Annotated in this window: 19 protein-coding genes; 11 read left to right on the top strand and 8 right to left on the bottom strand. The window is 67.0% G+C overall.

Translation table 11 applies throughout. The features are described 5' to 3' along the window. The first annotated feature begins 60 nt into the window (after positions 1 to 60). A complete protein-coding gene (locus tag ACOHX0_RS19625) occupies positions 61 to 1140 on the top strand; it encodes a hypothetical protein (RefSeq protein WP_420678920.1) in 1080 nt (359 codons plus the stop codon). Between the two features lie 353 nt (positions 1141 to 1493). Here the strand turns inward: ACOHX0_RS19625 and ACOHX0_RS19630 are convergent, their stop codons facing one another. The 7 genes from ACOHX0_RS19630 to ACOHX0_RS19660 all read right to left on the bottom strand — a co-directional run bounded on the left by ACOHX0_RS19630 (position 1494) and on the right by ACOHX0_RS19660 (position 9982). After that, on the bottom strand, positions 1494 to 2285 hold the full coding sequence (locus ACOHX0_RS19630; RefSeq protein ID WP_420678921.1) for an FAD binding domain-containing protein: 792 nt from the start codon (positions 2283 to 2285) through the stop codon (positions 1494 to 1496). A gap of 88 nt (positions 2286 to 2373) precedes the next feature. Next, complete coding sequence (locus ACOHX0_RS19635; protein ID WP_420678922.1) at positions 2374 to 4737, bottom strand: xanthine dehydrogenase family protein molybdopterin-binding subunit; 2364 nt, start codon at positions 4735 to 4737, stop codon at positions 2374 to 2376. A gap of 119 nt (positions 4738 to 4856) precedes the next feature. Further along, positions 4857 to 5342: a (2Fe-2S)-binding protein gene (locus ACOHX0_RS19640; RefSeq protein ID WP_420678923.1), complete on the bottom strand. Its 486-nt coding sequence runs from the start codon at positions 5340 to 5342 to the stop codon at positions 4857 to 4859. A 332-nt stretch (positions 5343 to 5674) separates the two neighbouring features. Next, a complete protein-coding gene (locus ACOHX0_RS19645) occupies positions 5675 to 6676 on the bottom strand; it encodes a molybdopterin-binding protein (protein WP_420678924.1) in 1002 nt (333 codons plus the stop codon). Then, positions 6673 to 7653, bottom strand: a complete 981-nt coding sequence (locus tag ACOHX0_RS19650; protein WP_420678925.1) for an XdhC family protein — start codon at positions 7651 to 7653, stop codon at positions 6673 to 6675. Before ACOHX0_RS19650 ends, ACOHX0_RS19645 begins: the two co-directional genes overlap by 4 nt. 111 nt (positions 7654 to 7764) lie before the next feature. After that, positions 7765 to 9015: a vWA domain-containing protein gene (locus tag ACOHX0_RS19655; RefSeq protein ID WP_420678926.1), complete on the bottom strand. Its 1251-nt coding sequence runs from the start codon at positions 9013 to 9015 to the stop codon at positions 7765 to 7767. Positions 9016 to 9073: 58 nt separating this feature from the next. After that, on the bottom strand, positions 9074 to 9982 hold the full coding sequence (locus tag ACOHX0_RS19660) for an AAA family ATPase (protein ID WP_420678927.1): 909 nt from the start codon (positions 9980 to 9982) through the stop codon (positions 9074 to 9076). 209 nt (positions 9983 to 10191) lie between these two features. On the opposite strand from ACOHX0_RS19660, the gene ACOHX0_RS19665 reads away from it, so the two are divergent. The 10 genes from ACOHX0_RS19665 to ACOHX0_RS19710 all read left to right on the top strand — a co-directional run bounded on the left by ACOHX0_RS19665 (position 10192) and on the right by ACOHX0_RS19710 (position 22346). Beyond that, entirely contained in the window at positions 10192 to 11223 is a 1032-nt protein-coding gene (locus tag ACOHX0_RS19665; RefSeq protein ID WP_420678928.1) for a glycosyltransferase family 2 protein, read from the top strand. Next, positions 11220 to 11846, top strand: coding sequence for a sulfotransferase (locus tag ACOHX0_RS19670; protein ID WP_420678929.1), 627 nt, complete (start codon positions 11220 to 11222; stop codon positions 11844 to 11846). The genes ACOHX0_RS19665 and ACOHX0_RS19670 overlap by 4 nt, the downstream gene beginning before the upstream one ends. After that, positions 11846 to 14179: a glycosyltransferase family 2 protein gene (locus ACOHX0_RS19675; protein ID WP_420678930.1), complete on the top strand. Its 2334-nt coding sequence runs from the start codon at positions 11846 to 11848 to the stop codon at positions 14177 to 14179. Before ACOHX0_RS19670 ends, ACOHX0_RS19675 begins: the two co-directional genes overlap by 1 nt. Positions 14180 to 14182: 3 nt before the next feature. Beyond that, positions 14183 to 14902, top strand: coding sequence for an FkbM family methyltransferase (locus ACOHX0_RS19680; protein ID WP_420678931.1), 720 nt, complete (start codon positions 14183 to 14185; stop codon positions 14900 to 14902). A gap of 5 nt (positions 14903 to 14907) precedes the next feature. Continuing rightward, positions 14908 to 15981, top strand: a complete 1074-nt coding sequence (locus ACOHX0_RS19685; protein WP_420678932.1) for a glycosyltransferase family 2 protein — start codon at positions 14908 to 14910, stop codon at positions 15979 to 15981. Positions 15982 to 16175: 194 nt separating this feature from the next. Next, complete coding sequence (locus tag ACOHX0_RS19690; RefSeq protein ID WP_420678933.1) at positions 16176 to 17132, top strand: phosphoadenosine phosphosulfate reductase; 957 nt, start codon at positions 16176 to 16178, stop codon at positions 17130 to 17132. Between the two features lie 103 nt (positions 17133 to 17235). Further along, complete coding sequence (gene pyrC / locus ACOHX0_RS19695) at positions 17236 to 18276, top strand: dihydroorotase (protein WP_420678934.1); 1041 nt, start codon at positions 17236 to 17238, stop codon at positions 18274 to 18276. A 131-nt stretch (positions 18277 to 18407) separates the two neighbouring features. Continuing rightward, the gene (locus tag ACOHX0_RS19700) at positions 18408 to 19757 is read left to right on the top strand and encodes a calcium-binding protein (RefSeq protein WP_420678935.1); all 1350 of its coding nucleotides are present in this window, start codon (positions 18408 to 18410) and stop codon (positions 19755 to 19757) included. Between the two features lie 135 nt (positions 19758 to 19892). Further along, positions 19893 to 20573 carry an orotate phosphoribosyltransferase gene (locus ACOHX0_RS19705; protein ID WP_420678936.1) on the top strand — a complete coding sequence of 227 codons (681 nt, stop codon included), beginning with the start codon at positions 19893 to 19895 and terminating at the stop codon, positions 20571 to 20573. Positions 20574 to 20828: 255 nt separating this feature from the next. After that, entirely contained in the window at positions 20829 to 22346 is a 1518-nt protein-coding gene (locus ACOHX0_RS19710) for a replicative DNA helicase (protein ID WP_420678937.1), read from the top strand. 424 nt (positions 22347 to 22770) lie between these two features. Here the strand turns inward: ACOHX0_RS19710 and ACOHX0_RS19715 are convergent, their stop codons facing one another. Beyond that, positions 22771 to 23313: a hypothetical protein gene (locus ACOHX0_RS19715; protein WP_420678938.1), complete on the bottom strand. Its 543-nt coding sequence runs from the start codon at positions 23311 to 23313 to the stop codon at positions 22771 to 22773. Between the last annotated feature and the right edge of the window lie 116 nt (positions 23314 to 23429).

Raw genomic sequence — 23429 nt, forward strand, 5'->3', positions numbered from 1 at the left:
GAAACGGGGGAACGCGATGCGGGATTGCCGCGTTGCTTTCCCGAATGAAAGGAGTTTGGCATGACCAAATTATTGATCGGCAGCGCCGTGGCGCTCGCTCTGGCTTCGACGTCCCTGTCTGCAGCCCCGCTCCAAGCCCAGGGCAGCATCCCAGGCTTCGGTACGGCAATTGGCGAACAGATCTGGCTCGCCAAGGGCAACAACGGCAAGGGCCATGGCGACGGTCACGGGGGCGGCAAGAAAAAGCTGCCCAAGAAAGGCCATGGCAATGCCGGCAATGGCAACCCCGGCAACGGGAACGCTCATGCAGGCAATGGAAATGACCGCGCCAGTGATGGTATGGGCAACGGCAAGCCCGGCCATGCCGGCGGACCAAAGCCTAAGGCGAAAGGCAAAGATACCGGGCACGCCTCAAGCGGGAATGGCAATGGCGCCCACAGCCGCCGGGCCTTCACCAAGGCAGAGCGCGAAGAGGCCGCGAGCCGCATTTCCTCGGCACCGGCCCCCGCAGGCCGCGACATGACGCGCGTCCTGGGCGCAGCAGCCCTCGCCCTGGTCACGCCGCAGCTCATCGTGTCCGACATCCCCGAGGATGAGCTGATCGTCTACCGCAATTGCCCGCCGGGGCTGGCAAAGAAGGATCCGCCCTGCGTGCCGCCCGGTCTCGCCAAGAAAGGCGTGACCTACGATGAATGGGCGTCTAACGATCAGGACCGGTACGAATCAATCTGGGTCGAGCGCCGCAACCAATGGCTCAGCTCCGAAGCCGATACGCTCGCCGATCCGGACCCCGGACTCCTGCTGCTGCAATCGGACCAGATCGCGACACTTTTCGGTCTCGGTCCCGCGCCCGAAGGGCAGCGGTATGCCCTGATCGACGGCATGCCCGTGCTGCTCGACGAGGAGGACTACAATTCTCTGCTCCTGGTCAACCAGATGGCACAAGTGCCGGACCTCGCGGCCGGAGTGCCGGTTGCCCCCGCGGCTGCCTTGACGCAGGATGAATTGGTCAGCCTGTACCGGCTACCTCAGCCGTCTGCCGATGAAAACTACGCCGTGCTGAACGGGCAACTCGTGCTGTTGGACGACGAAGGATACGAGCTGCTTCAGATGCTCCGCATCGCGCGGGCCATTCTCTAGAGTTCCGTACCGAAACGGAGAGGGCCTCTGATCCCTCCCCGCCGATTGCAGCAAACGATGCAGCCGCCGGTCCTCCGGCGGCTGCATTCAGGTTTACCTGAAGATGGCGGAGACCCGAATTATCCAGCCAGGAAGCCCGAGATTTGGTTTGATGATTTTGTCCCGGAAAAGCGTCATTGCCCGGCACTCCAGGGTTGCGCTCAAGAAGGGCAGAAATGGCAGGTCGAGCCGCCTGCTCTGCATTGAATGCAGACATCAGGGAACTGATGCTGATCGCGCAGCGGAGCGATTGCTTGCCCGGCAACAGGGGCCGCGCCGCACGGACGCCCCCCCCCTTTCCTCGCCCGCGCGTCTCACTCCGCGGCCGTCACCGCCCGCTGGGTCAGCACCTTCACCAGATGCGCGCGGTACTCTTTGCTGCCGTGCAGGTCCGCCATCATGCCCGCGGGATCAATGCTCAGGCCCGAAACCGCATCGGGGGTGAAATCTCCCGAAAGCGCCGCCTCGGCCTCGCTCCAGCGGAATACGCCCTCCTCGGATGCGCCGGTGACCGCCACCCGCACACCATCGCCGTGCTGCGCCACGAAGACGCCGACCAAGGCAAAGCGCGAGGCGGGCTGGACGAACTTCTGGTAGTCCGCCTTCTGCGGCACAGGAAAACGCACCGCGGTGATGATCTCGCCCTCGTCGAGCGCGGTGGTGAACAGCCCCTGAAAGAAGTCGTCCGCCGCGATCTCGCGCGCGTTGGTAACAATGGCGGCGCCGCTCGCCAGCGCCGCCGCCGGGTAACACGCGGCCGGGTCGTTGTTGGCAAGCGAGCCTCCGATGGTGCCGCGGTTGCGCACCGCCGGGTCGCCGATGTGGCCCGCAAGCTTCGCCAGCGCGGGATAGCGGGAAGCCGCGGCCTCCGCGACCTCGGCATGGGTGGCACCGCCGCCCGCCACCAGCGCGCCGTCATCGTCCTCGCTCACACCCTTCATCTCGGCGATGCCGGAAAGGCTCACCAGTTTCGACGGCATCGCCAGGCGCTGCTTCAGCGTCGGGATCAGCGTCTGCCCGCCGCCCAAGGGCTGCGCGTCCTCCTCCGCCAGGGCCGCCACGGCCTCCGCCACGGTCGAGGGTTTCTCGAACTCGAATTCATACATCTTCTCTTCCTTCCATCGAGCACAGAAGTCACTTCTTCTGGCTGGAAATATCCCGGGGGTGCGGGGGCTGGCCCCCGCCCTTTTCAACTTACCCCTGCATCGCCGCCCAAACCCGCGCAGGGCTCAGCGGCATGTCGATATGCGTCACCTCCTTGCCGCCAGACTGCAGCGCATCCACCACCGCGTTGACGACCGCAGGCGGCGAGCCGATGGCCCCGGCCTCGCCGCAGCCCTTCACGCCCAAGGGGTTGTGGGTGCAGGGCGTCTGGCAGGAATGATCCACCTGGTAGAACGGCACATCGTCGGCGCGCGGCATCGCGTAATCCATGAAAGAGGCCGACAGCAGCTGCCCGTCGCTGTCATAGACCGCGTTTTCCAGCAGCGCCTGACCGATCCCCTGGCCAATGCCGCCATGCACCTGGCCGTCGACGATCATCGGGTTGACGATATTGCCAAAGTCATCCGCCGCGGCAAAGCGCGCGATGGTGACCTTGCCGGTGTCCGGATCGACCTCCACCTCGCAGGCATAGGCGCCCGAGGGGTAGGTGAAGTTTGCAGGGTCATAGAAGGCGGTCTCCTCCAGACCCGGCTCGATATCCTCCAGCGGATAGTTGTGCGGCACATAGGCCGCCAGAGTGACATCGCCCCAGGCCACCGACTTGTCGGTGCCGGCAACGCTGAACCGGCCGTCCTTCAGCTCGATATCGGCGTCCGAGGCCTCCATTAGATGCGCGGCGATCTTGCGCGCCTTCTTGAGGATCTTCTCGGTTGCCCGCACCATCGCCGAGCCGCCCACCGCGATGGAGCGCGAGCCATAGGTGCCCATGCCCATCGGCGTGTTGGCGGTGTCGCCATGCTCGATCTCGACCATGCTCTCGTCGATGCCGATCATGTCGGCCACCACCTGGGCAAAGGAGGTCTCGTGCCCCTGGCCGTGACTGTGGCTGCCGGTCATCACCACGATGCCGCCGGTGGCGTTCACCCGCACCGTCGCACTTTCGTACAGCCCGGCGCGGGCGCCGAGCTGGCCCACCAGGTTCGAAGGCGCGATGCCGCAGGCCTCGATATAGCAGTTGACGCCAAGCCCGCGCAGCTTGCCGTTCTTCTCGCTCTCCGCACGGCGGGCGGCAAAGCCCTTGAGATCGGCGATCTCCTCCAGCTTGTCCATCGTCGCCACATAGTCGCCGGTGTCATATTCCACCGCCACGGGGGTGGCATAGGGGAACTCGGTGATGAAGTTCTGGCGGCGCAGCGCAATCGGGTCGACGCCCAGCTCGCGCGCGGCCTTGTCGATCACCCGCTCCAGCTGGAAGGTCGCCTCCGGCCGGCCCGCACCGCGGTATGCGTCGACCGGCACCGTGTTGGTGAAGACCGCCTTCACGTTCACGTAGATCAGCGGCGTCTTGTAGTTGCCCGCCATCAGCGTGCCATGCAGCCAGGTCGGCACCGAGGGCGCGAAGGTCGACAGATAGGCACCCATGTTGGCATGGGTGTCGGTGCGGATGGCAGTGAAGTTGTTGTCTGCGTCCAGCGCCAGTTCGATTTTCGTCACATGGTCGCGGCCATGGGCGTCGGTGATGAAAGCCTCGGACCGCGAGGAGGTCCATTTCACCGCGCGGTTCAGCGCCTTGGCGGCGAAGGTGCAGAAGGCTTCCTCGGCGTAGTGGAAGATTTTGGAGCCGAAGCCGCCGCCCACATCCGGCGCCACCACGCGCAGCTTGTGCTCGGGAATGCCAAGCACGAAAGCCCCCATCAAGAGCCGGATCACATGCGGGTTCTGCGAGGTGGTGTAGAGCGTCGATTCCCCCGTGGCCCGGTTGAAATCCCCCACCGCCACGCGCGGCTCCATCGGATTGGCCACCAGGCGGTTGTTAACCAGTTCCAGCGTGGTCACATGGGCGGCTTCCTTGATGGCCTGATCCACTGCCTCGCGGTTGTCCTCCACAAAGCCCCAGTCATAACAGAGGTTCGAGGTCAGATCATCGTGCACCTTGGGCGCGCCGTCCTTGAGTGCGGCCTTCATGTCGATCACCGCAGGCAGATCCTCGATCTCCAGCTCGATGGCTTCGGCCGCGTCGCGGGCTTGATCGGCGGTCTCCGCCACCACGGCGGCGATGGCATCGCCCACGTAGCGCACCTTGCCCTGGGCCAGCACCGGGTGTGCCGGCTCCTGCATCGGGTTGCCTTCGCGGTCGGTCACCTGCCAGCCGCAGGGCAGCCCGCCCACGCCTTCGAAATCCGCACCGGTGAAGATGCGGACCACGCCGGGCATGTCCGCCGCGGCGGAGCTGTCCAGGCTGGTGATCCGCCCATGCGCCACGTCCGAGCGCAGGAAATGCACATAGGCCTGGCCATTGAGGTTGATGTCGTCGGTGTAATTGCCGGTCCCGGTCAGGAACCGCACGTCCTCGCGCCGCTTGCTGCTGGCGCCGATACCGCTGTCCTTGGGCATGTGTTGCCTCTCCTCCCTGGGCAATGCGCCTGGGCGCCTGCCTTGGTTTCCGCACGTCTGGGGTCCAGTGCTCTCCCGCGCGCCCGCGTCCTCCCCGCGGCCGCAAGGGCTGTCTCGCGTCACTCGGCGGCGATGCCGCTCACCTCCTGGCCGGAGGCCGCCATGATCGCCTTGACGATATTGTGGTAGCCGGTGCAGCGGCAGAGGTTGCCCTCCAGATATTCCCGGATTTCCGCTTCGCTGGGCTTGGGGTTTTCCTTCAGAAGCGCTGCCGCCGACATCACCATGCCCGGCGTGCAGAAGCCGCATTGCAGCCCGTGGTGGTCTTGAAACGCCTGCTGGATGGTGTTGAGCGTGCCGTCCGCGGCGGCCTGGCCCTCGATGGTGGCAACCTCGGCGCCTTCGGCCTCCCAGGCCAGTATGGTGCAGGCCTTCACCGGTTTGCCGTCCACATGCACCACGCAGGCGCCGCACTGGCTGGTGTCGCAGCCGATGTGAGTGCCGGTCAGCCCGAGCTCTTCGCGCAGGAAAGCCGACAGCAATGTGCGCCCCTCAACCTCACCGCTGGCCGCCTTGCCGTTCACGGTCATTGAGACCTTGGCCATGTTGTCCTCCCTTTAGCTTGTTCTTGTCTGGCTGATGGGAGTTAAACACGGGCCGGGCGCTCTGCGAAGTGTTTTTGGCGCTCAAGCAGGGGTAAATTTCCGGCTGCAGAGATCGCACTTACGGTTGCGGAAAACAGTGCGGCCCCGGTGCAAGGCGAGCCGTCGGCGGGGGAGCGGCTCCCGCGCCCGCAGGCGCCCGGCGCCTTCCGTGCGGCCTTGGGCGTGGCGCCGCGCTGCCGCGCGGCGCTGGCGCGGCCAGAGGCCGCGCTTGGCCCAACGGGAGCCGGGCATGTTTCATGTCCGGGCGACGGGCGGGAGAGCGTCGGCGCGCCTCAGCCGCTGCCCTCGCGGCGGGGGCGCGGGCGGGCTGGAATTTCCTTCAGGAGGCCACCGACACCCATTGCCGCGATGTCTTCGGAGGTGACCGGCACGCCGCAGGCCACCCGTTCCAGAACCCAGTCGGCGCCGTTCAGCGCGGGCGAGCGGGCGCAGCCAGGCAAGCCGATCACCGGTTTGGCGCCGAGCGTGCCGAGGAACAGCAGATTGCCTGGGTCGACCGGCATGCCAAAACGGGCGACATGGCCGCCCGCCTGCCGCAGCGCCGCGGGAGCAACGTCGCCCGGGTCGGAGGTGGCCGAGCCGGTCAGCACCAGCAGCAGATCGCCCGGCGCCCCGGTGAGCGCCGCCGCGAGCTCAGCTTCGCGGTGCGCCACCACCATGCGCGGTGTGAGCGCCATGCCCAGCCGCTGCAGCCGCGCGGTCATGGCCGCGCGGCCCTTCTCCGGCGGCACCGCCTCGCTCACGCGGGTCTCGATCAGCGTCGCCGTGCCGAAGACCGGCGCCAGCACCCGCAAAGCCCCCCTTGCCACGCCGCTTGCCTGCGCCAGCGCGCGCTCCGGCACCGCGTAGGAGATGATCTTGATCGTCGCCACCATGGTGCCCGCGCCGACCCGGTGGCAATCCGGCACCGTGGCGACGGTGATCATCGGGTCCACCGCATTGGCCGCCTCCAGCTGCGCCCGGTCCAGCCGCAGCAGGCCGCAGCCCTGGGCGTAGAGGTTGACGCGTCCGGCGCCGGCGCCGGAGAGCCGGATGCCTTGGGCGGATTCATCCGGCACCAAGGCGAGGGCCAGTGCCAGCGCAGCGGCGTCCTCGTGCACATCACCGTCTTCGAGCTGCGCCACGGTGACTTCGCTGTGCCCGGCGGCGGCCAGTTCGGCGAGATCGGCCTCCTCCAGCACCCGGCCCTTGGCGATGCGGCGGCTGCCGCCCTGCAGAGAATGGGCCAGGATCGCGCCCCTGGCCGCCGTCAGCGGAACCGGGCCGAACCTCATGGCTGCTTGCCGCGCAGCACTGCGGTTATCTCGGCCAGGATCGAGACAGCGATCTCGGCAGGGCCCGCGGCGCCGATGTCCAGCCCGATGGGCCCATGAATGCGCGCCATCTGCGGCTCGGAGAACCCGGCCGCCCCGAGCCGTTCCAGCCGCTGGGCATGGGTGCGTTTCGAGCCCAGCGCGCCGATATAGAAGACATCGCCCAGCAGCCCGGCGTGCAGCGCCGGATCGTCAAGCTTGGGGTCGTGGGTCAGCAGCACCAGCGCGCTGCGCGCGTCCAGGCCGAGCCTGGCCACCGCCTCGTCCGGCCAGTCGTCGAGCAGCTCCTCCCCCGGGAAGCGCTCGGGGGAGGCAAAGGCCGCGCGGGGGTCGATGATCACAGGGTCATAGCCTGCCAGCCGCGCCATCGGCACCAGCGCCTGGGCGATATGCACCGCACCCACAACGATGAGCCGCAGGGGCGGGTTGTGCACCGCAACGAAGGTCTCGCCATCGTCTTCAAGCCCCGAGCGGTCCATACGCATCCGGTCAGGGTAGCCACCCCGCACCAGCCGCCTGGCGCCGCTGTTGAGGTTCACCTCATAGGCCAGCGCCTGGCGGGCGGCGCGGGCGGCGACCAGCTCTTCCAGCAATGCGCCGGGCAACGCGCCGCCGACAGGTTCCACCAGCACCTTGATGGTGCCGCCACAGGCAAGCCCCACGGCAAAGGCATCGGCATCGCTCACCCCGAATTCCAGCAGCCGGTGCTGCCCGTCCTCCAGCGCCTCCAGCGCCTCGGCCACCACCGCGCCCTCGACGCAGCCGCCCGAGACCGAGCCCTCGATCCGGCCCGCACCGCTCACCGCCAGCTGCGCGCCGGCCCGGCGCGGCGCCGAACCCCAGGTCTCCACAACCGTCGCAAGCGCCGCGCGGGCACCGCCCTGGTGCCACGCAAGCGCGCTCTCGGGGGCGTGATCTGCCAGGGTCAGGTTCTGCATCTGTTAAACTCCTCGCCGCGGGAACCGCTGTGTCCGCCGGTTCAGGATCGGGGCTGCGCGGCCGGCTTGCAAGCCGGAACTGCGCCGGCGCGGCCTCCGGTACCCTTCGCCCTACAACAGCGCCAGCAGGCGCTCTTTCTCGCCCTTGTCGCCGGGGGCGGAGATCACCTTGGCCAGATCCTCCAGCGAGGCGATGGAGTGGCCCGCGCGGAAGCTGTCCACATGCGGCAGCATCGCCCGGATGCCTTGGGCCTTGGGCGCAAAGCCCTGCCAGCGCAGCAGCGGGTTAAGCCAGATCAGGCGGCGCGCCGAGAGCCGCAGCCGCTGCATCTCGCGGCCCAGATCCTCCGCATCGCCGCGGTCGAGCCCGTCGGTGATCAAGAGCACCACCGCCCCCTGCCCCATCACCCGGCGCGACCAGTCGCGGTTGAAGGCGTGCAGGCAGCCGCCGATCCGCGTGCCGCCCTCCCAATCCTGCGCCTCGGCACCCGCCGCCGCCAGCGCCGCGTCCGCGTCGCGCTGCGCGAGGTGGCGGGTGATGTTGGTGAGGCGGGTGCCGAAGGTGAAGCCATGCACCCTGGCCCAGCCCTCTCCCTTTGCATTGGCGGCGGCATGCAGGAAGTGCAGGATGATGCGGCTGTACTGGCTCATCGAGCCGGAAATGTCGCAGAGCACAACGAGGCTGGGCCAGCGGATGCGGCGCTTGGCGCGGGCGATTTTCTGTATGTCGCCGCCGCGGCGGGCGGCCTCGCGCAGGCTGCGCCGCCAATCGGCACGGTTCCCGCGCGGCGCAGCCATCAGGCGGCGCGACTGCAGCGGCGTCACCGGCAGCGAGAGCCGCGCCAGAATGCGCTTGGCCTCCGCCGCCTCGGCGCTGCTCATCTGTTCGAAATCCAGTGTGCGCAGCCGTTCTTCGGAGGACATGGTGAGAGAGGCGTCCAGTTCGATCTCGCTGCCCTCCTCCGGCGTCTCCGGCGCCTCGGGGAGGTTCTCGGCGCCGTCGAGCAGCGCGCCGGCCGCGCGTTTGGCACCGGGCCGGGCGGGCTGTTCTGCCTGCACCCCGCGGATTGCGGGCAGCATCGCGGCCATCATGTGCTCGAGATAGCGCGGGTCGCGCCAGAACAGACGGAAGACCTGGGTAAAAACCGCGCGGTGCTCCGGCCGGGAGACGAAACAGGCGTGCAGCGCCCAGTAGAAATCACTGCGGCTGGTGAAGCCCGCGGCCGCCACAGCCTCCACCGCGTGCACCACCCGTCCCGGCCCTGCGGGCAGGCCTGCGCGGCGCAGGGCGCGGGCGAAATGGGTGAGGTTTTCGACCAGCTTGGGGTGGTCCGGGAGCGGCAGCGGCGGGTATTCGGGCATCAGTGATGGGGGGGGCTCTGCCCCCGCACCCCCGGGATATTTGGAGCCAGAAGAAGCATCAGGCGGGCTCGAGGCTGGCGCGGGCCTGATCGAGGATGCGCTTGGCCTCGGAGCCTTGCAAGCGGGCGATGTCGTCCTGGTATTTCAGCACCGCGCCGAGCGTGTCGGCAATCACCTCCGGGCTGAGGCTGACCACGTCCAGCGCCAGGAGGCAATTGGCCCAGTCGATGGTTTCGGCCACGCCCGGCTTCTTGAACAGATCCTCGGTCCGCAGAGCCTGCACGAAGGCGACAACTTCGCGGCTCAGCTGCGCGCCAGCCTCCGGCGCGCGGGCCTTGAGGATTTCCAGCTCGCGGGCGAAATCCGGGTAGTCGACCCAGTGATAGAGACAGCGCCGCTTCAAGGCGTCGTGCACCTCGCGGGTGCGGTTGGAAGTGAGGACGACGACGGGCGGCTCCGGCGCATGGATGGTGCCCAGCTCGGGGATGGTGACCTGGAAATCGGAGAGCGCTTCGAGCAGGAAGGCCTCGAAGGGCTCGTCAGTGCGGTCCAACTCGTCGATCAGCAGCACCGGCGGGCCGGCGGCATCGGGGCGCATCGCCTGCAAAAGCGGGCGTTCGGTCAGGTATTCTTCGGAGAACAGCTCGGCCTGCAGCGCGGCGCGGTCCCTGGCGCCTGCGGCCTCGGCGGTGCGGATGGCGACCATCTGGGCGGCGAAGTTCCACTCGCAGACGGCGCTGGCGGCGTCCAGCCCCTCGTAGCATTGCAGCCGGATCAGGCGGCGGCCGAGGCCCTTGGCCAGCGCCTTGGCGATCTCGGTCTTGCCGACCCCGGCCTCGCCTTCGAGAAACAGCGGCCGGCCCAGCCGCAGCGACAGGAACACCACCGTGGCGAGCGGGCGGCCGCAGACATAGCCCTCGGCCGCGAGCATGTCCTGGACCTGAGCGATCGATTGCGCCTGCGTCATGGCCGGCTCCTTCCCCTGTAGCCCTGCCCAAGAGGCCACGGGCAGCCGCCGCGGTCAACCCGCAGTTGCCGCCCAGCCACGGGGGATGCGGCGCCGCTGCGCCACAGCGGCCGCGCAATGCCGGGGCGGCAATTGACCGTTAATCACTTGGATGCCATGACGGGAGCCGGGACCGCTGAGGGGCAGCGGGGAAAAGGACCAAGACCCGGATGCGCATCACCGCCGTTACCTGCGTCAAGAACGAGGGCCCGTTCCTGCTGGAGTGGATCGCATTTCACCGGCTGGCCGGGGTCACGGACTTCCTGTTCTACTCCAACGATTGCAGCGATGGCACGGCTGAGCTGCTGGACGCGCTGGCACGGCGCGGGCTGGTCACGCATCTGCCGAACCCCGCCCGGGGCCGCCATTACCAGATGGAGGCGCTGAAGGATGCCCGGCGCCAAGCGGTGGTCACAGAAGCGGATTATGTCTGGATTGCCGATGTGGACGAGTTTGCCAATATCCACGCCCCCGGCCACAGCTTCCCCGCCCTGATCGAGGCCTGCGGCAGCCCGCAAGCGGTCTCGCTCAGCTTCCAGTTCTTTGCCAACGGCAATGTCGCGGAGTTTGCCGACCGGCCGGTGATTGCCCAGTTCACCCGCAGCCACAATCCCGACCTGTGGTGCGGCGACACGGCGATCGAGGTGAAGACGCTGGTGCGGCGCGATTTCCCGCTGCAGTATTACGGCGCGCACCGGCCCTTCCTGCGCAAGGGCCTGCCGCCGCGCAAGCGCCCGTCCTGGCGCGATGGCAGCGGCCGCCCGGTGCCGCAGCCCTTCCTGCTTGCCGAAGGCACGGAGCATATCCGCAAGCTGCCCGCCCGCGGGGCGCGGGAGCTTGCGGCGCTGAACCACTATGCGCTGCGCTCGCTCGACAGCTACCTGGTGAAACACGACCGCGGCGATGTGAACCGGGAGCACCGCGCCTTTGACCTCGGCTACTGGCGCGAGCGCAATGATGCGGCCTGGCAGGACCGGTCGATCCTGCGCCACCTGCCCGCGCTGGAAGGCGCGCTGGCGGAGCTGAAGTCCGACCCCGGGATCGCCGCCCTGCACGATACCTGCGTGCGCCTGCACCTGGCACGGCGCGATGCGCTGCTGGCTGAGCCCGCCTGTCAGGCGCTGCGCGCGGAGCTGCTGGCCGCCTCCATGCTGCCGCCGCAGGAAGAGGCGCTGATCGAACGGCTGGGGCTGCGCCCATGAGCCTCAAGGTGGTGAACCTCGGTCTGCCGAAATCCGGCACCACGACCCTGGGCAAGGCGCTGGCGCAGGCGGGATTCCGCGTCGCCGACCACCGGCTGCGCGGCGAGGAGGAGGACCGCCCCGGCAAGCGGCGGATCTTCGTGGGCAGCCTGCTCTACAAGGGGCTCTACGAGCGCGGCAACCCGATGGCCTTCCTGCAGGGCTATGACGCGCTCACCGAGATCAGCTTCCTTCATGGCAAGCACTCGGTCTGGCCGCAGTTCGATTTCGCCCTGCTGCACACACTGAAAACGCTTTTTCCGGAGGTGAAATTTGTCGCCACGCGGCGCGATGCGGAAAGCCATGCGCGTTCGATCATGGGCTGGAACAACCTCGGCAGAACCCGGCTGCCCGCCAGCACGGTGCCAGGGCTGCCCATCGGATTTGGCAAGAGCGCGGACGAGCAGATGATCTGGATCGACGGCCACTACACCGCGCTGGCCCAGTGGTTCCGCGGCAGTGCCGATTACCTGGAGCTGGATGTCGCCGCGCCCGGCGCACAGGTGCAGCTGGGCGCTTTCTTGGGCTGCGATCTGCCCTGGTGGGGCCGCGCCAACGTGAGCCGCAGGAACGGGAAGAGCTGATGCGGATCTGTCTTCACATCGGGCTGGAGCATACCGGCTCGGACCGGCTGCAGAAGCTGCTCGCCGCCCAGCGCGAGGGCCTGCGGCGCGAAGGTGTGCTGTTCCCGCGCGCGCCCGGCGGCGGCAACCACACCCGGCTGTTCATGGCGGTCACCGATCCCGCCCATATCGACCCGCTGCGCTTCAACCGCGGCCATATCACGGCAGAGAAACAGGCAGCCTTGCGCAGCAACCTCACCTCGGCGCTGGCGAAGGAGGTCGCAGAGGCGAAGCCCGAACTGCTCATCCTGTCAGCCTGCCAGCTCGGCACCCGGCTTTCCCGCCGCTCGGAGCTGGAGCGCCTGCGGGACCTGCTGCGGCCCTTGTCCGGGGACATCTCGATCATCGCGCATGTGGACCGGCCCTCGGCGCTGATGGCGCGGGGGTATGCGGGCCAGGTTTTCGAAGGCCGCGCGCAGCCGCTGTCGCGCGAGCTGGAGCTGGCGGGGCATGCGGACTGGCGGCAGGCCTGCCTGGACGCGATGCCCGCGATCGACCCGCAGGCAGGCCAGTTCGAAGAGACCCAGGGCCCGGCCATCTGGCTCGACTTTGCCGGGCTTCAGGCGCAGTGGGAGGACGTGTTCGGCGCGGGCTCCGTGAGCTTGCGGCCCTATGACGAGGCGCTGTTCTACAGCGGCGATGCCGCAGGCGAGATCTGCGCCGCCTTCGGGCTGAACGATCTGCGCGGCCGCTGCAAACCGGCGCCGGTTCCGGCGCCGCCCTCAGCTGCGTGGCTCGCCCGCGGGCGGCAGTTCAACGCGCTGCTCTTGCAAGTTCTCGCACGCAAGGAGCTGATCCTGCCGCGGTCCCTGTGGCGCTCCCTGATTGGCGAGCTGGAGACCGGCGGTGATCCCATAGCGCCTGCGAGCCTTGCCGCGCTCGACCACCGCTTTGCGGAGGCCAACCAGGCGCTTGCCGCGCAGCATCCCGCGCTGGGCACTGCGCTTGCACCGCTGGAGGACGCAGGCGCCGGAGACTGGCAGGAAGCGGACCCCGCGCGCGGCTTCCGGGCGACGCAATACCTGCTCGCCTTCCTGCCCCGCATCGAACAGGCCGCGAAAGAGCAGAGCGCTGCCAAGGCCGGGGCGCTGCAACAGATCGCCCAGCCTGCCCCGGCTGGCAACGAAAGCCCGCTGCCCCTGCGGGCCCGTGAGCTCCTGGAGAACCTGCGGGGCGGCCCCTACGCACCGCACAACCGCATCGCCCTGCCGGAAGAAGCCGCCGAACCGGAAGCCTACGCCGAGGTCCTCCCCCGCGCCCTGCCCGAGAGCCGGAGCGGCAACGTGATCGTCGGCTGCATGAAGAACGAGGCGCCCTATATCGCCGAATGGGTGGCCTATCACCGTGCCATCGGTATCGACAACTTCCTGATCTACACCAACGGCTGCGAAGACGGCACTGCCGAAATCCTCGGCCGCTTGCAGACCATGGGCGTGATCGAGCACCGCAACAACGACGGCTGGAAGGGCAACTCGCCCCAGCAGCACGCGCTGAACTCTTCGCTGAAGGAACCGCTGCTGCAGAACGCCGACTGGATCATCCATATCGACGTCGATGAGTTCATCAACGTGCGCTGCGGCAACGGCACCTTGCAGGACTTCTTCGGCCGTGTGCCGGAGGCCACCAACGTGGCGATGACCTGGCGGCTGTTCGGGCACAATGGCGTCACGCGCCTTGCCGATGACTTCGTGATCCGCCAGTTCGATGTCTGCGCGCCGGCCTATTGCCCCAAGCCGCACACCGCCTGGGGCTTCAAGACGATGGTGAAGAACATCGGCGCCTACGGCAAGCTGAGCTGCCACCGGCCGAACAAGCTGGACGAGGCGCGCAAGGGCGACGTGCGCTGGGTGAACGGCGCAGGCCGCGACATGACAGCGGAGGCGGCAGAACGCGGCTGGCGCAACTCGCGCGCCTCGGTGGGCTATGACCTGTTGCAGCTCAACCACTACGCGCTGCGCTCGGCCGAGAGCTTCCTGGTAAAGCGGCAGCGCGGGCGCGCGCTGCATGTGGACCGCTCGATCGGGCTGAATTACTGGATCCGGATGGACTGGTGCGACCACAAGGACCGCACCATCCAGCGCAACCTGCCGCGGATGCAGGCCGAGTACCGCCGCCTGATGCAGGACGACACCCTGCGCCGCCTGCACGAAGCCGGGCTGGCCTGGCACCAAGCCAAGGCGCAGGAGCTGCGCGGGGTGCCGGAGTTTGCCGAACTCTACGCGCAGGCCCTGCGCCTGAAGCTCGACGCAACCGAACGCGCGGCCTACGCGCTGGCCCTCGACATGGAGAGCTGACCCATGCCCGACCCCCGTGACACCACGCCCGCCGCCACTGGCCCCGGTGAATCCCCTCCTCTGCTGACCTGCGGCGGGGTGAAGTTCCCGCTCGACACGGCGGTGCTGCCGCGCCGTATCCGCACGCTGCTGCGCGAAGGCAAGTATGAGGCCAAGGAAGCCACCGCCCTGCGCAAGCTGGTCCGCAAGGGCGACGTAGTGATGGAGCTCGGCGGCGGTATCGGCTACATGTCCACCCTGGCCGCAACCCAGACCCCGGCGGGCGCCGTGCATGCGTTCGAGGCCAACCCCGGCCTGATCCCCTATATCCGCCGGGTGCACCAGATGAACGGGGCGGACACCGCGCAGGTCCATCACGGCGTGCTGGGTGCCGAGGCCGGCAAGACGGCGTTTTACGTGCGCGAGAACCTCCTGGCCTCCTCCCTCACCCCCGATGAGGACGGCAGCGCGGCGGAGGCGGTGCAGGTGCCGATACTCGACATGAACGCCGAAATCGCCCGCATCCGCCCCACCGTGCTGGTCTGCGACATCGAGGGCGCCGAGGCGGATCTCCTGCCGCAGATGGACCTTTCCGGCTTGCGGGCCGCGGTGATCGAGACGCATCCGCAATGGATCGGCAAGGACGGCATCCGCAAGGTCTTTGCCTGCCTCGATGCCGCCGGTCTGGTGTTCTTCCCGCGCTGGTCGCACGGCAAGGTCGCCGTGTTCCGCGCCGACTGGTGAGCGGGTTGCGCGCGCTGGCCATCCTCTGCGTGCGCAACGAGGCGGCCTTCCTGCTGGAATGGCTTGCCCATCATCGCGCAGCGGGGTTTACCGATTTCCTGGTGTTCTCCAACAACTGCCAGGACGGCACAGACAAGATGCTGGACCAGCTGGAGGCAATGGGCCAGCTCACCCATGTGCGCAACGATGGCCCCTACGACAAGGCGGGCGTGCAGTTCACCGCGATGAAGCTTGCGTCCAAGCATCCGCTGGAGAAACAGGCGGACTGGATTCTGGCGCTCGACATCGACGAGTTCGTCAACATCAAGACCGGCGACGGCACGCTGCCGGATCTGCTGGACGCGCTGCCCGAAGCCGGTGCCATCACCCTCACCTGGCGGCTGTTCGGCAATGCGGGCGTGGTGCGTTATGCCGACCGGCCGGTCACCGAAACCTTCACCCGCTGCGCGCCTGAGGTGATGCACTGGCCCTGGCGCGCCTCGATGTTCAAGACGCTCTACCGCAACGACGGCACCTACCGCAAAGTTGGCATCCACCGGCCGCGGGGCGACAAGGATCCGGACCGGCTGGAGCAATTCCGCTGGTTCGACTGCGAGGGCCGCGAACTCGGCGGTCAATTCAAGACACAGCGGCTGTTCTCCGATTTCGGCCAGCCCAACTACGGGCTGGCGCAGCTCAACCACTATCCGCTGGGCGCGATGGAAAGCTTCGTCCTCAAGGCCGACCGCGGCCGCGCGGTGCATTCAGACGACCGCCTGGGCATGGACTACTGGGTGGAGCGCAACTTCAGCACCGCAGAGGACACCTCCATCGCCCGCTACACGGCAGCGCGCGCGGCGCTGCAGGACGAGCTGATGCAGGACCGCAAGCTTGCCCGCCATCACGCCCGCGCGGTGGACTGGCGACAGGCGCGCTTTCTGGAGCTGATGCGGCAGGAGCCGGGCCGCGCGCTGTTTGCCCGGCTCTTGATGGCGCCGCCCTCGCGCCCGGTCAACGCCGCCACCGCCCGCACGCTGAGCGGCTTTGCCGCGCTGGAGCGTGCCGCCCGCAACAGCGCGGACGGCGGCGGTGAAAGCTGAGCCTGGGAAGCAGAGCCCAGCGCGCGGGCCTCTGCTCAAATCGCGGCCGCTCCGCAAAGCGGCCTGAGTTTTTCCAATTTTAGCCATATTTCTGGGATAGCCAGATAGCCAAACAACAGGCCGGAAGACCGGCCGCGTGGCCAGGGCTGGAGCCGGGCACCGGACACTGGGGATCGGGTACAGGGAAAAGCGTCATGCAGGACGGACTGGAAAATCTGGACGAAGACCTCTCCGGGCTGAAACCAGCCGAATGGAAAGAGCGGCTCTCGGCCCTGGCCGAGCAGCACGGCATGCATCAACCCCTGGGCACACGGCATTTCGCAACCTTCATCGACCAGGGCAACACGCTCTTGGTCACCTTCGAGACCATTCAGGGCATTCACAACCTGTCGGACCAGGCGCAGCCCCTGGGCTTCGATCTGGTCAAGAACCTCGGCTGGTCGCATATGTGCGTGATCTCCGACGGCGACACCTGGTTCCGCGAGGAGATGATCTACGAGTTCTTCGATCAGCTGATCGACGACGGCTTCTTCGACGAATTCGACCGGGTGGTCTTCTACGGCGCAGGCCCCTGCGCCTATGCAGCGGCGGCCTTTTCGGTGGCCTCGCCCGGTGCGGCGGTGGTGGCGGTGCAGCCGCAGGCAACGCTGGACCCGCGCATGACCGAGTGGGACGACCGCTTTGTCGAGATGCGCCGCACCTCCTTCACCGACCGCTACGGCTATGCGCCCGACATGCTGGACGCGGCCGCCAGCGCCTTTGTGATCTACGATCCGATGGAGCGGCTCGACGCGATGCATGCGGCGCTGTTCCAGCGCGCGGGCGTGACCCGGCTGCGCACCCCGAACCTTGGCGGCACGGTGCAGACCCGGCTGATCGAGATGGAGGTGCTCTATCACATCCTGTCGCTGGCCGGTTCCGGCCGGCTGAGCGCGCGGGCCTTTCACAAGCTCTACCGCAACCGGCGCAACAACTCCGCCTACCTGCGCAGCCTGATGGCGCGGCTGGACCAGGACGACCGGCCCTATCTGGTGACGCTGCTGTGCCGCAACGTGGCCGAGCGGCTGCGCGCGCCGCGCTTCCGCCGCCGCCTGCAGGGGCTGGAGAAACGCGCCGCCGCGGGCGAATTCACCCTGCCGCCGAAGCCCTGAGCGGCCCGCGCGCGGGCGGCACGCCGAACTGGCGTGAAACTGGCGCGCGCGGCCCCGCATTCCGCCGCTTCTTTTTGCCCGGCGCTTATGCTAACGCCACGGCATGACCCGTGAGCTGACCATCCCCCGCCCCGACGACTGGCACCTGCACCTGCGCGACGGCGCGGTGCTGAAGGCCGTCCTGCCCGAAACCGCCCGCCATTTCGCCCGCGCCATCATCATGCCTAACCTGGTGCCGCCGGTGGTGACCGGGAATCAGGCCGCCGGCTACCGCGACCGCATCCTCGCCGCCCTGCCCGAAGGCATGGTGTTCGAGCCGCTGATGACGCTCTACCTGACCGAAGACACCAGCCCCGAAGATGTTGCCGCCGCCCATGCCAGCGGGCTGGTTAAGGCGGTGAAGCTCTATCCGGCAGGCGCCACCACCAATTCGGCTTCCGGCGTCAGCGACTTCACCAAGGTGCGCGGTGTGCTCGAGAAGATGGCCGAAATCGGCCTGCCGCTCTGTGTGCATGGCGAGGTGACCGACAGCGAAATCGATATCTTCGACCGCGAGGCGGTGTTCATCGACCGGGTGCTGGACCCGATCCGCAAGGCGACCCCGGGCCTGCGGGTGGTGATGGAGCATATCACCACCAGGAACGGCGCCGACTACGTGCGCGCGCATGACCGCGGCCTGGGCGCCACCATCACCACGCACCACCTGATCATCAACCGCAACCACATCCTCGCAGGCGGCATCAAGCCGCATTATTATTGCCTGCCCGTGGCCAAGCGCGAAGAGCACCGGCTGGCGCTGCGCGCCGCTGCCACCTCGGGGGATGCGCGGTTTTTCCTTGGCACCGATTCCGCGCCGCACACCGACGCCAACAAGGAAAGCGCCTGCGGCTGCGCCGGCTGTTTCACCGCCACCAACACGATGGCGCTTCTTGCCCATGTGTTCGAGGAAGAAGGCGCGCTGGACAAGCTGGCGGGCTTTGCCTCGGAAAATGGCCCGGCCTTTTACGGGCTGCCGGTCAACGCGGACACGCTGACGCTGCGAAAGTCCGATCAGCCCACGGCCTTCCCCGGCAAGATCGAGACCGGCGACGGCCCCGTCACCGTGTTTGATCCGGGCTTTCCGGTGCATTGGGACGTGAAATAGCCACAGCTGCCGCCATCTTTACCTACGGTAAATCATAACAGTTGAAGGGAATCGATTCGCAGGGCTCAGATCGCCAATATTGAAGCGTCAGCCGGTGCTGACGTCGTAATTTGTTAAGAGATGAGCTAGATATGACAACGATTACCCTGGAAGGCATCCGGCTGGATTTCGTGGACGGGGATCCCGTCGAAATCGGCACTGCGGAGGCGGTCATCACCGTGCCCGGCTCCGCCACCACCTTCTCCTATTCGCTGACCGGCGAAGAGGACGAGGGCGTGCCCTACATCAACTTCGAGGACGACTCCTATCACGTGATGCTGGACGGCCACAGCACGGATGAGCTGGACGCCTCGGGCCACATGATGACCTTTGCCGCCAGCGTCACCTGGAGCGAGGGCACAACCACCATTATCGGGGTGAACTTCGCGACCGGAGAATTCACCGACTCCGACATCTATTTCGTGCTCGACGGCCCGGTGCCCGACTTCAGTTCAGTGGCGGCCTGGGAGCAGTTCGACGGATCGATCGAGGATTTCGGCACGCCTGCAGGGGCCTTTGCCCCCGGGCAGGACATCGCCTGGACCGAGTTCGAAAACTACAGCGTCAGCGAAGACGACGAGTTCCACGGCACCGGCGGCCGCGACCAATTCCATGGCGGCATCGGGGACGACTATTTCCGCAGCTCCGACGGGCGCGACACCTACAATGGCGGCAAGGGCACCGATCAAGTCACCTTCGACCAGGACCCGAACGGCGTCATCGCCAACCTCAAGACCGGCGAGGCCACCGATGGCTGGGGCAAGACCGACACGCTGCAGTCGATCGAGATGCTGCGCGGCTCTGCCCATGACGACAGCTTCACCGGCAACCGCGGGGGCAACATATTCCGCGGGCTGGCAGGCGAGGACATGATGGACGGCGGCAAGGGCCGCGACCAGGTGCGCTATGACCGCGACGACCGCTACGGCGGCCAGGAGGGGGTGACCGTCAAGCTCAACAAAGGCTTTGCCATCGACGGCTTCGGCGACCGCGACACGCTGCGCCACATCGAGGACGTCCGCGGCTCCGGCCACGCCGACCGCGTTACCGGCAACGGAGGCCGCAACGCTCTTGAGGGCGAAAACGGCAACGACAAGCTCTTTGGCCTGAACGGCAACGACACTCTCTCCGGCGGCAGCGGCAGGGACAGACTGGACGGCGGCGGCGATGACGATGTGCTGGCCGGTAACGGCGGCTACGACTGCTTCGTGTTCCGCGGCGCGTTCGGGGACGACACCGTCAGCGATTTCCAAACCGCCGGGCGCAAGGAGAAGATCGACCTCTCCGATGCCGCCGCCATCAAGAGCTTCCGCGATCTGAAGAACAACCACCTGAGCGAAAACGCCGATGGCGACGCGGTGATCAGCGATGGCCGCGGCAACAGCATCACCCTGGAAGATGTGGCGATGGGCGATCTGTCAGGCAACGATTTCCTGTTCTGACGCCAGCTCCGAGGCTTAGCAGCACAGCGCCGGGCCCTGAGCGGCCCGGCGTTTCGCGATTGCGCAGGCCGGGGCTTCAAACCGGCGGGCATCCGGTCTAAGGACGGTCAGACCCACGCCGGAAAGGATGCGCCCATGATCCCCACCTCCTACCCCTCGAAAGAGGAAATCGCCCGCCTCTCGGCCCGGATGCTGCTGGAAATCGGCGCGGTGAACTTCAACACCGAAACGCCCTACACGCTCGCCTCCGGCCTGCCCTCGCCCAGCTACATCGACTGCCGCAAGCTGATCTCCTTCCCGCGCATCCGCTCCACCCTGATGGATTTCATGGCCGTGACCGTGATGCGCAATGCAGGGTTTGAAGCCTTCGACAACATTGCCGGCGGCGAGACCGCGGGCATCCCCTTTGCAGCACTTGTGGCCGAGCGCCTGGCGCTGCCGATGACCTATGTGCGCAAGAAACCCAAGGGCTACGGCAAAAATGCCCGCATCGAAGGCGCGATGCACGAAGGCGAGCGGGTTCTGCTGGTGGAGGATCTGACCACCGACGGCGGCTCCAAGCTGTCGTTTGTGGATGCGATCCGCGAGACTGGCGCCTCCTGCGGGCACACGGCGGTGATCTTCTACTACGACATCTTCCCGGACACCGAAAAGACCTTGGGCGATCATGGGGTTGCGCTGCACTACCTCTGCACCTGGTGGGACGTCCTGGCCGAGGCGCGCGCGCAAGGCGCGTTCAGCACGGAGACGCTGGACGAGGTGGAGCGCTTCCTGAAGGCCCCCCGGGCCTGGCAGGACGCGCATAAATCCGCCTGACCCCGCAACACTTCCCGCGGGCGGCCTGTGGACAAAACCGCCCGCGAATCCCGCCCCGGCAGAGATCTGGGGGACTATGCAGCGCAGACCCCATCATGTAGGCTGCGCATCAAGAACCGGATTAAACCGGCCAATTATGCCCACAGGCACAGCGGCGGATATCCACAAGGCTTCCACAGGCCGTCCACAGGGATTTCCAGATAGCCAGCTGCCGGCAAACCGCCTAATGAGAGCGGCCAAACGACGAGAGCAGTGATGAACGAGATTACCCCTTTCGACGGCAATGTCCCGCCCGCCCCGATGCCCGGCGAGCCCGCCGCAGGCGCGCCGATGCCGGACAACGAGCTGCCTCACTCGGTGGAGGCGGAGCAGCAGCTTCTGGGCGCGATCCTGACCAACAACGAGGTCTACGACAAGATCGCCTCGATCATCAATTCCACCCATTTCTACGACCCGGTCCACGCCCGCATCTACGAGGTTGCGGCGGCCCGGATCTCCAAGAACGCGCTGGCCTCGCCGGTGACGCTGAAGGCCTTCCTCGAAGATCACGAAGGCCTGAAGGAGCTGGGCGGCCCGGCCTATCTGGCCAAGCTTGCGGGCGCCTCGATCTCGGCCTTTGCGGTGCGCGATTATGCGCAGATGATCTATGATCTCGCGATCCGGCGCGAGCTGATCGCGCTGGGCCAGAGCATCTCGGAAAAGGCCCGCCGTGTCGATGTCGCCTCCGAGCCGCGCGAGCAGATCGTGGAAGCGGAACAATCACTTTACCAGCTCGCCGAGCAGGGCCAGACCGAAAGCGGCTTCAAGTCCTTCCTGAAAGCGGTGACCGAGGCCGTCAACGTCACCAACGAGGCCTATCAGCGCGGCGGCGGCATGGCCGGGATCTCCACCGGGCTGGATGACCTCGACAAGCAGCTTGGCGGCCTGCACCCCTCGGACCTCCTGATCCTCGCCGGGCGCCCCTCGATGGGGAAAACCTCGCTCGCGACCAACATCGCCTTCAATGTTGCCAAGGCCTACAAGCGCGGAGTGAAGCCCGACGGCAGCGAAGGTGCGCTGGATGGCGGCGTGGTGGGCTTCTTCTCGCTCGAAATGTCGGCCGAGCAGCTCGCGGGCCGGATCCTTGCGGAAGCCTCGGAAATCTCCTCGCACAAGATCCGCCAGGGCGACATGACCGAGGGCGAATTCCGCCGCTTCGTGCAGGCTGCGAAGGACTTGGAAAGCTGTCCGCTGTTCATCGACGATACCCCGGCGATCCCGATCTCCCAGCTCGCGGCACGGGCACGGCGGCTGAAGCGGACGCATGGGCTTGACCTGCTGGTGATCGACTACCTGCAGCTCTGCCGCGGCATGGCCGAAAACCGGGTGAACGAGATTGCCGAAATCTCCATGGGGATGAAGGCGATTGCCAAGGAGCTGAACATTCCGGTGATTGCGCTGTCGCAGCTGTCGCGACAGGTCGAAAACCGCGACGACAAACGCCCGCAGCTGTCGGACCTGCGTGAATCGGGCTCGATCGAACAGGACGCCGACGTGGTGATGTTCGTGTTCCGCGAGGAATACTACAAGGAGCGCGAAAAGCCCGGCGATCATGAGCTGGACAAGATGGAAGAATGGAAACAGGCGATGGAGCGGCTGCACGCCAAGGCCGAGGTCATCGTCGGCAAGCAGCGTCACGGCCCCATCGGCACGGTGGAGCTGTCCTTCGAGGCCCAGTTCACCCGCTTCGGCAACCTGGCGAAGCCCTGGCAGCAGGCGCAGGACGGCTACTGACGCGGTATCTTGGGGGCAAATCCACCGCACCCACAGCATGATGTGGCAAAACGGCGCGTTTACTTGAAATTTGGCAATTTGCCGTCAAAATTTCACTTGTACGCAGCGCCGGAATGCGCGAACCATGCAAGGGCCTGCGATAACCATGCTGGAGAGCTCCTGCTTGATTAACCGCACGGCACTTGGTAAAACAGGGATCCGCTGCACAAGAGCAGCAAGAGGAAGGTGAAATATGACTGGACCCGATCCGATCATCGTCTGACCCGAAACGCAAAGCCGTCCCTCCCGGGGGGCGGCTTGCCCGTTCAGCCCTCCGCCTTCGATCACCGCCAGCTCCCAGCTTTGCGCAGCGCCGCCCGGCGAGCCGCCTTGACGGTCTTCACCCCCCTTGCGCCGGGCGCCGGGTGAACGCCCCGCGCGCGCCTCAGTCCGGCTGCTGCCGGTGCAGACCCAGATCCGGAAAGTCCCGCTCGAATCTCTGCAGCAACGACACTCCGCGCGCCTGTGCCGTCCCGGCCGTGCGCCGGATCACCTCGACCGCGTTGATCCGCCCCTCCAGCGTCAGCGTTCCGTAGCTCGGCAGGTTGACCCCTTCCACCTGCACCCGGATGCGCTCCAGCGTGCCGTAGAAATCCACCAGCGCAAACAACGCGCCGTCGGCCACGTTGTGCACCTCGGCGATCCGTGTCCGGTAGATCTCCGTATGGCGCGCGTCGGTGATATGCGGGATCAGCTTGGGATAGGCCTCCAGCGTCGCGCGCAGCTTCTCGGACGAGACCGATTTCGCCAGGAACCGCTCCATGTCCCGGGTGTTGAAGTCGATCTCCGCATAAAGCGCCCGGATCAGGTTGCGCTTGTCGCGCCGGGCCCGCCTGGCCGCGCGCCAGTCGTCAAACAGCCGCTTGCCGAACCACAGGAAGAACCCCAGCGTCGGGCCGATCACCGCAATCAGAAGCTTGGTCTCCACCGCCCGTCCCTCCGGCCTCCACGGGGCCGTTCCCCTACCCAGTCAACCAGACGTGAGGCTAACCAGCTGCCGCGGCACGGTAAACCGGCAATTTCCCGCGGCCTTTGCATGGCGAA

The sequence above is a fragment of the Cribrihabitans pelagius genome (assembly GCF_048820915.1).
In the GTDB taxonomy this organism is placed as follows: Bacteria; Pseudomonadota; Alphaproteobacteria; order Rhodobacterales; family Rhodobacteraceae; genus Cribrihabitans_A; species Cribrihabitans_A pelagius.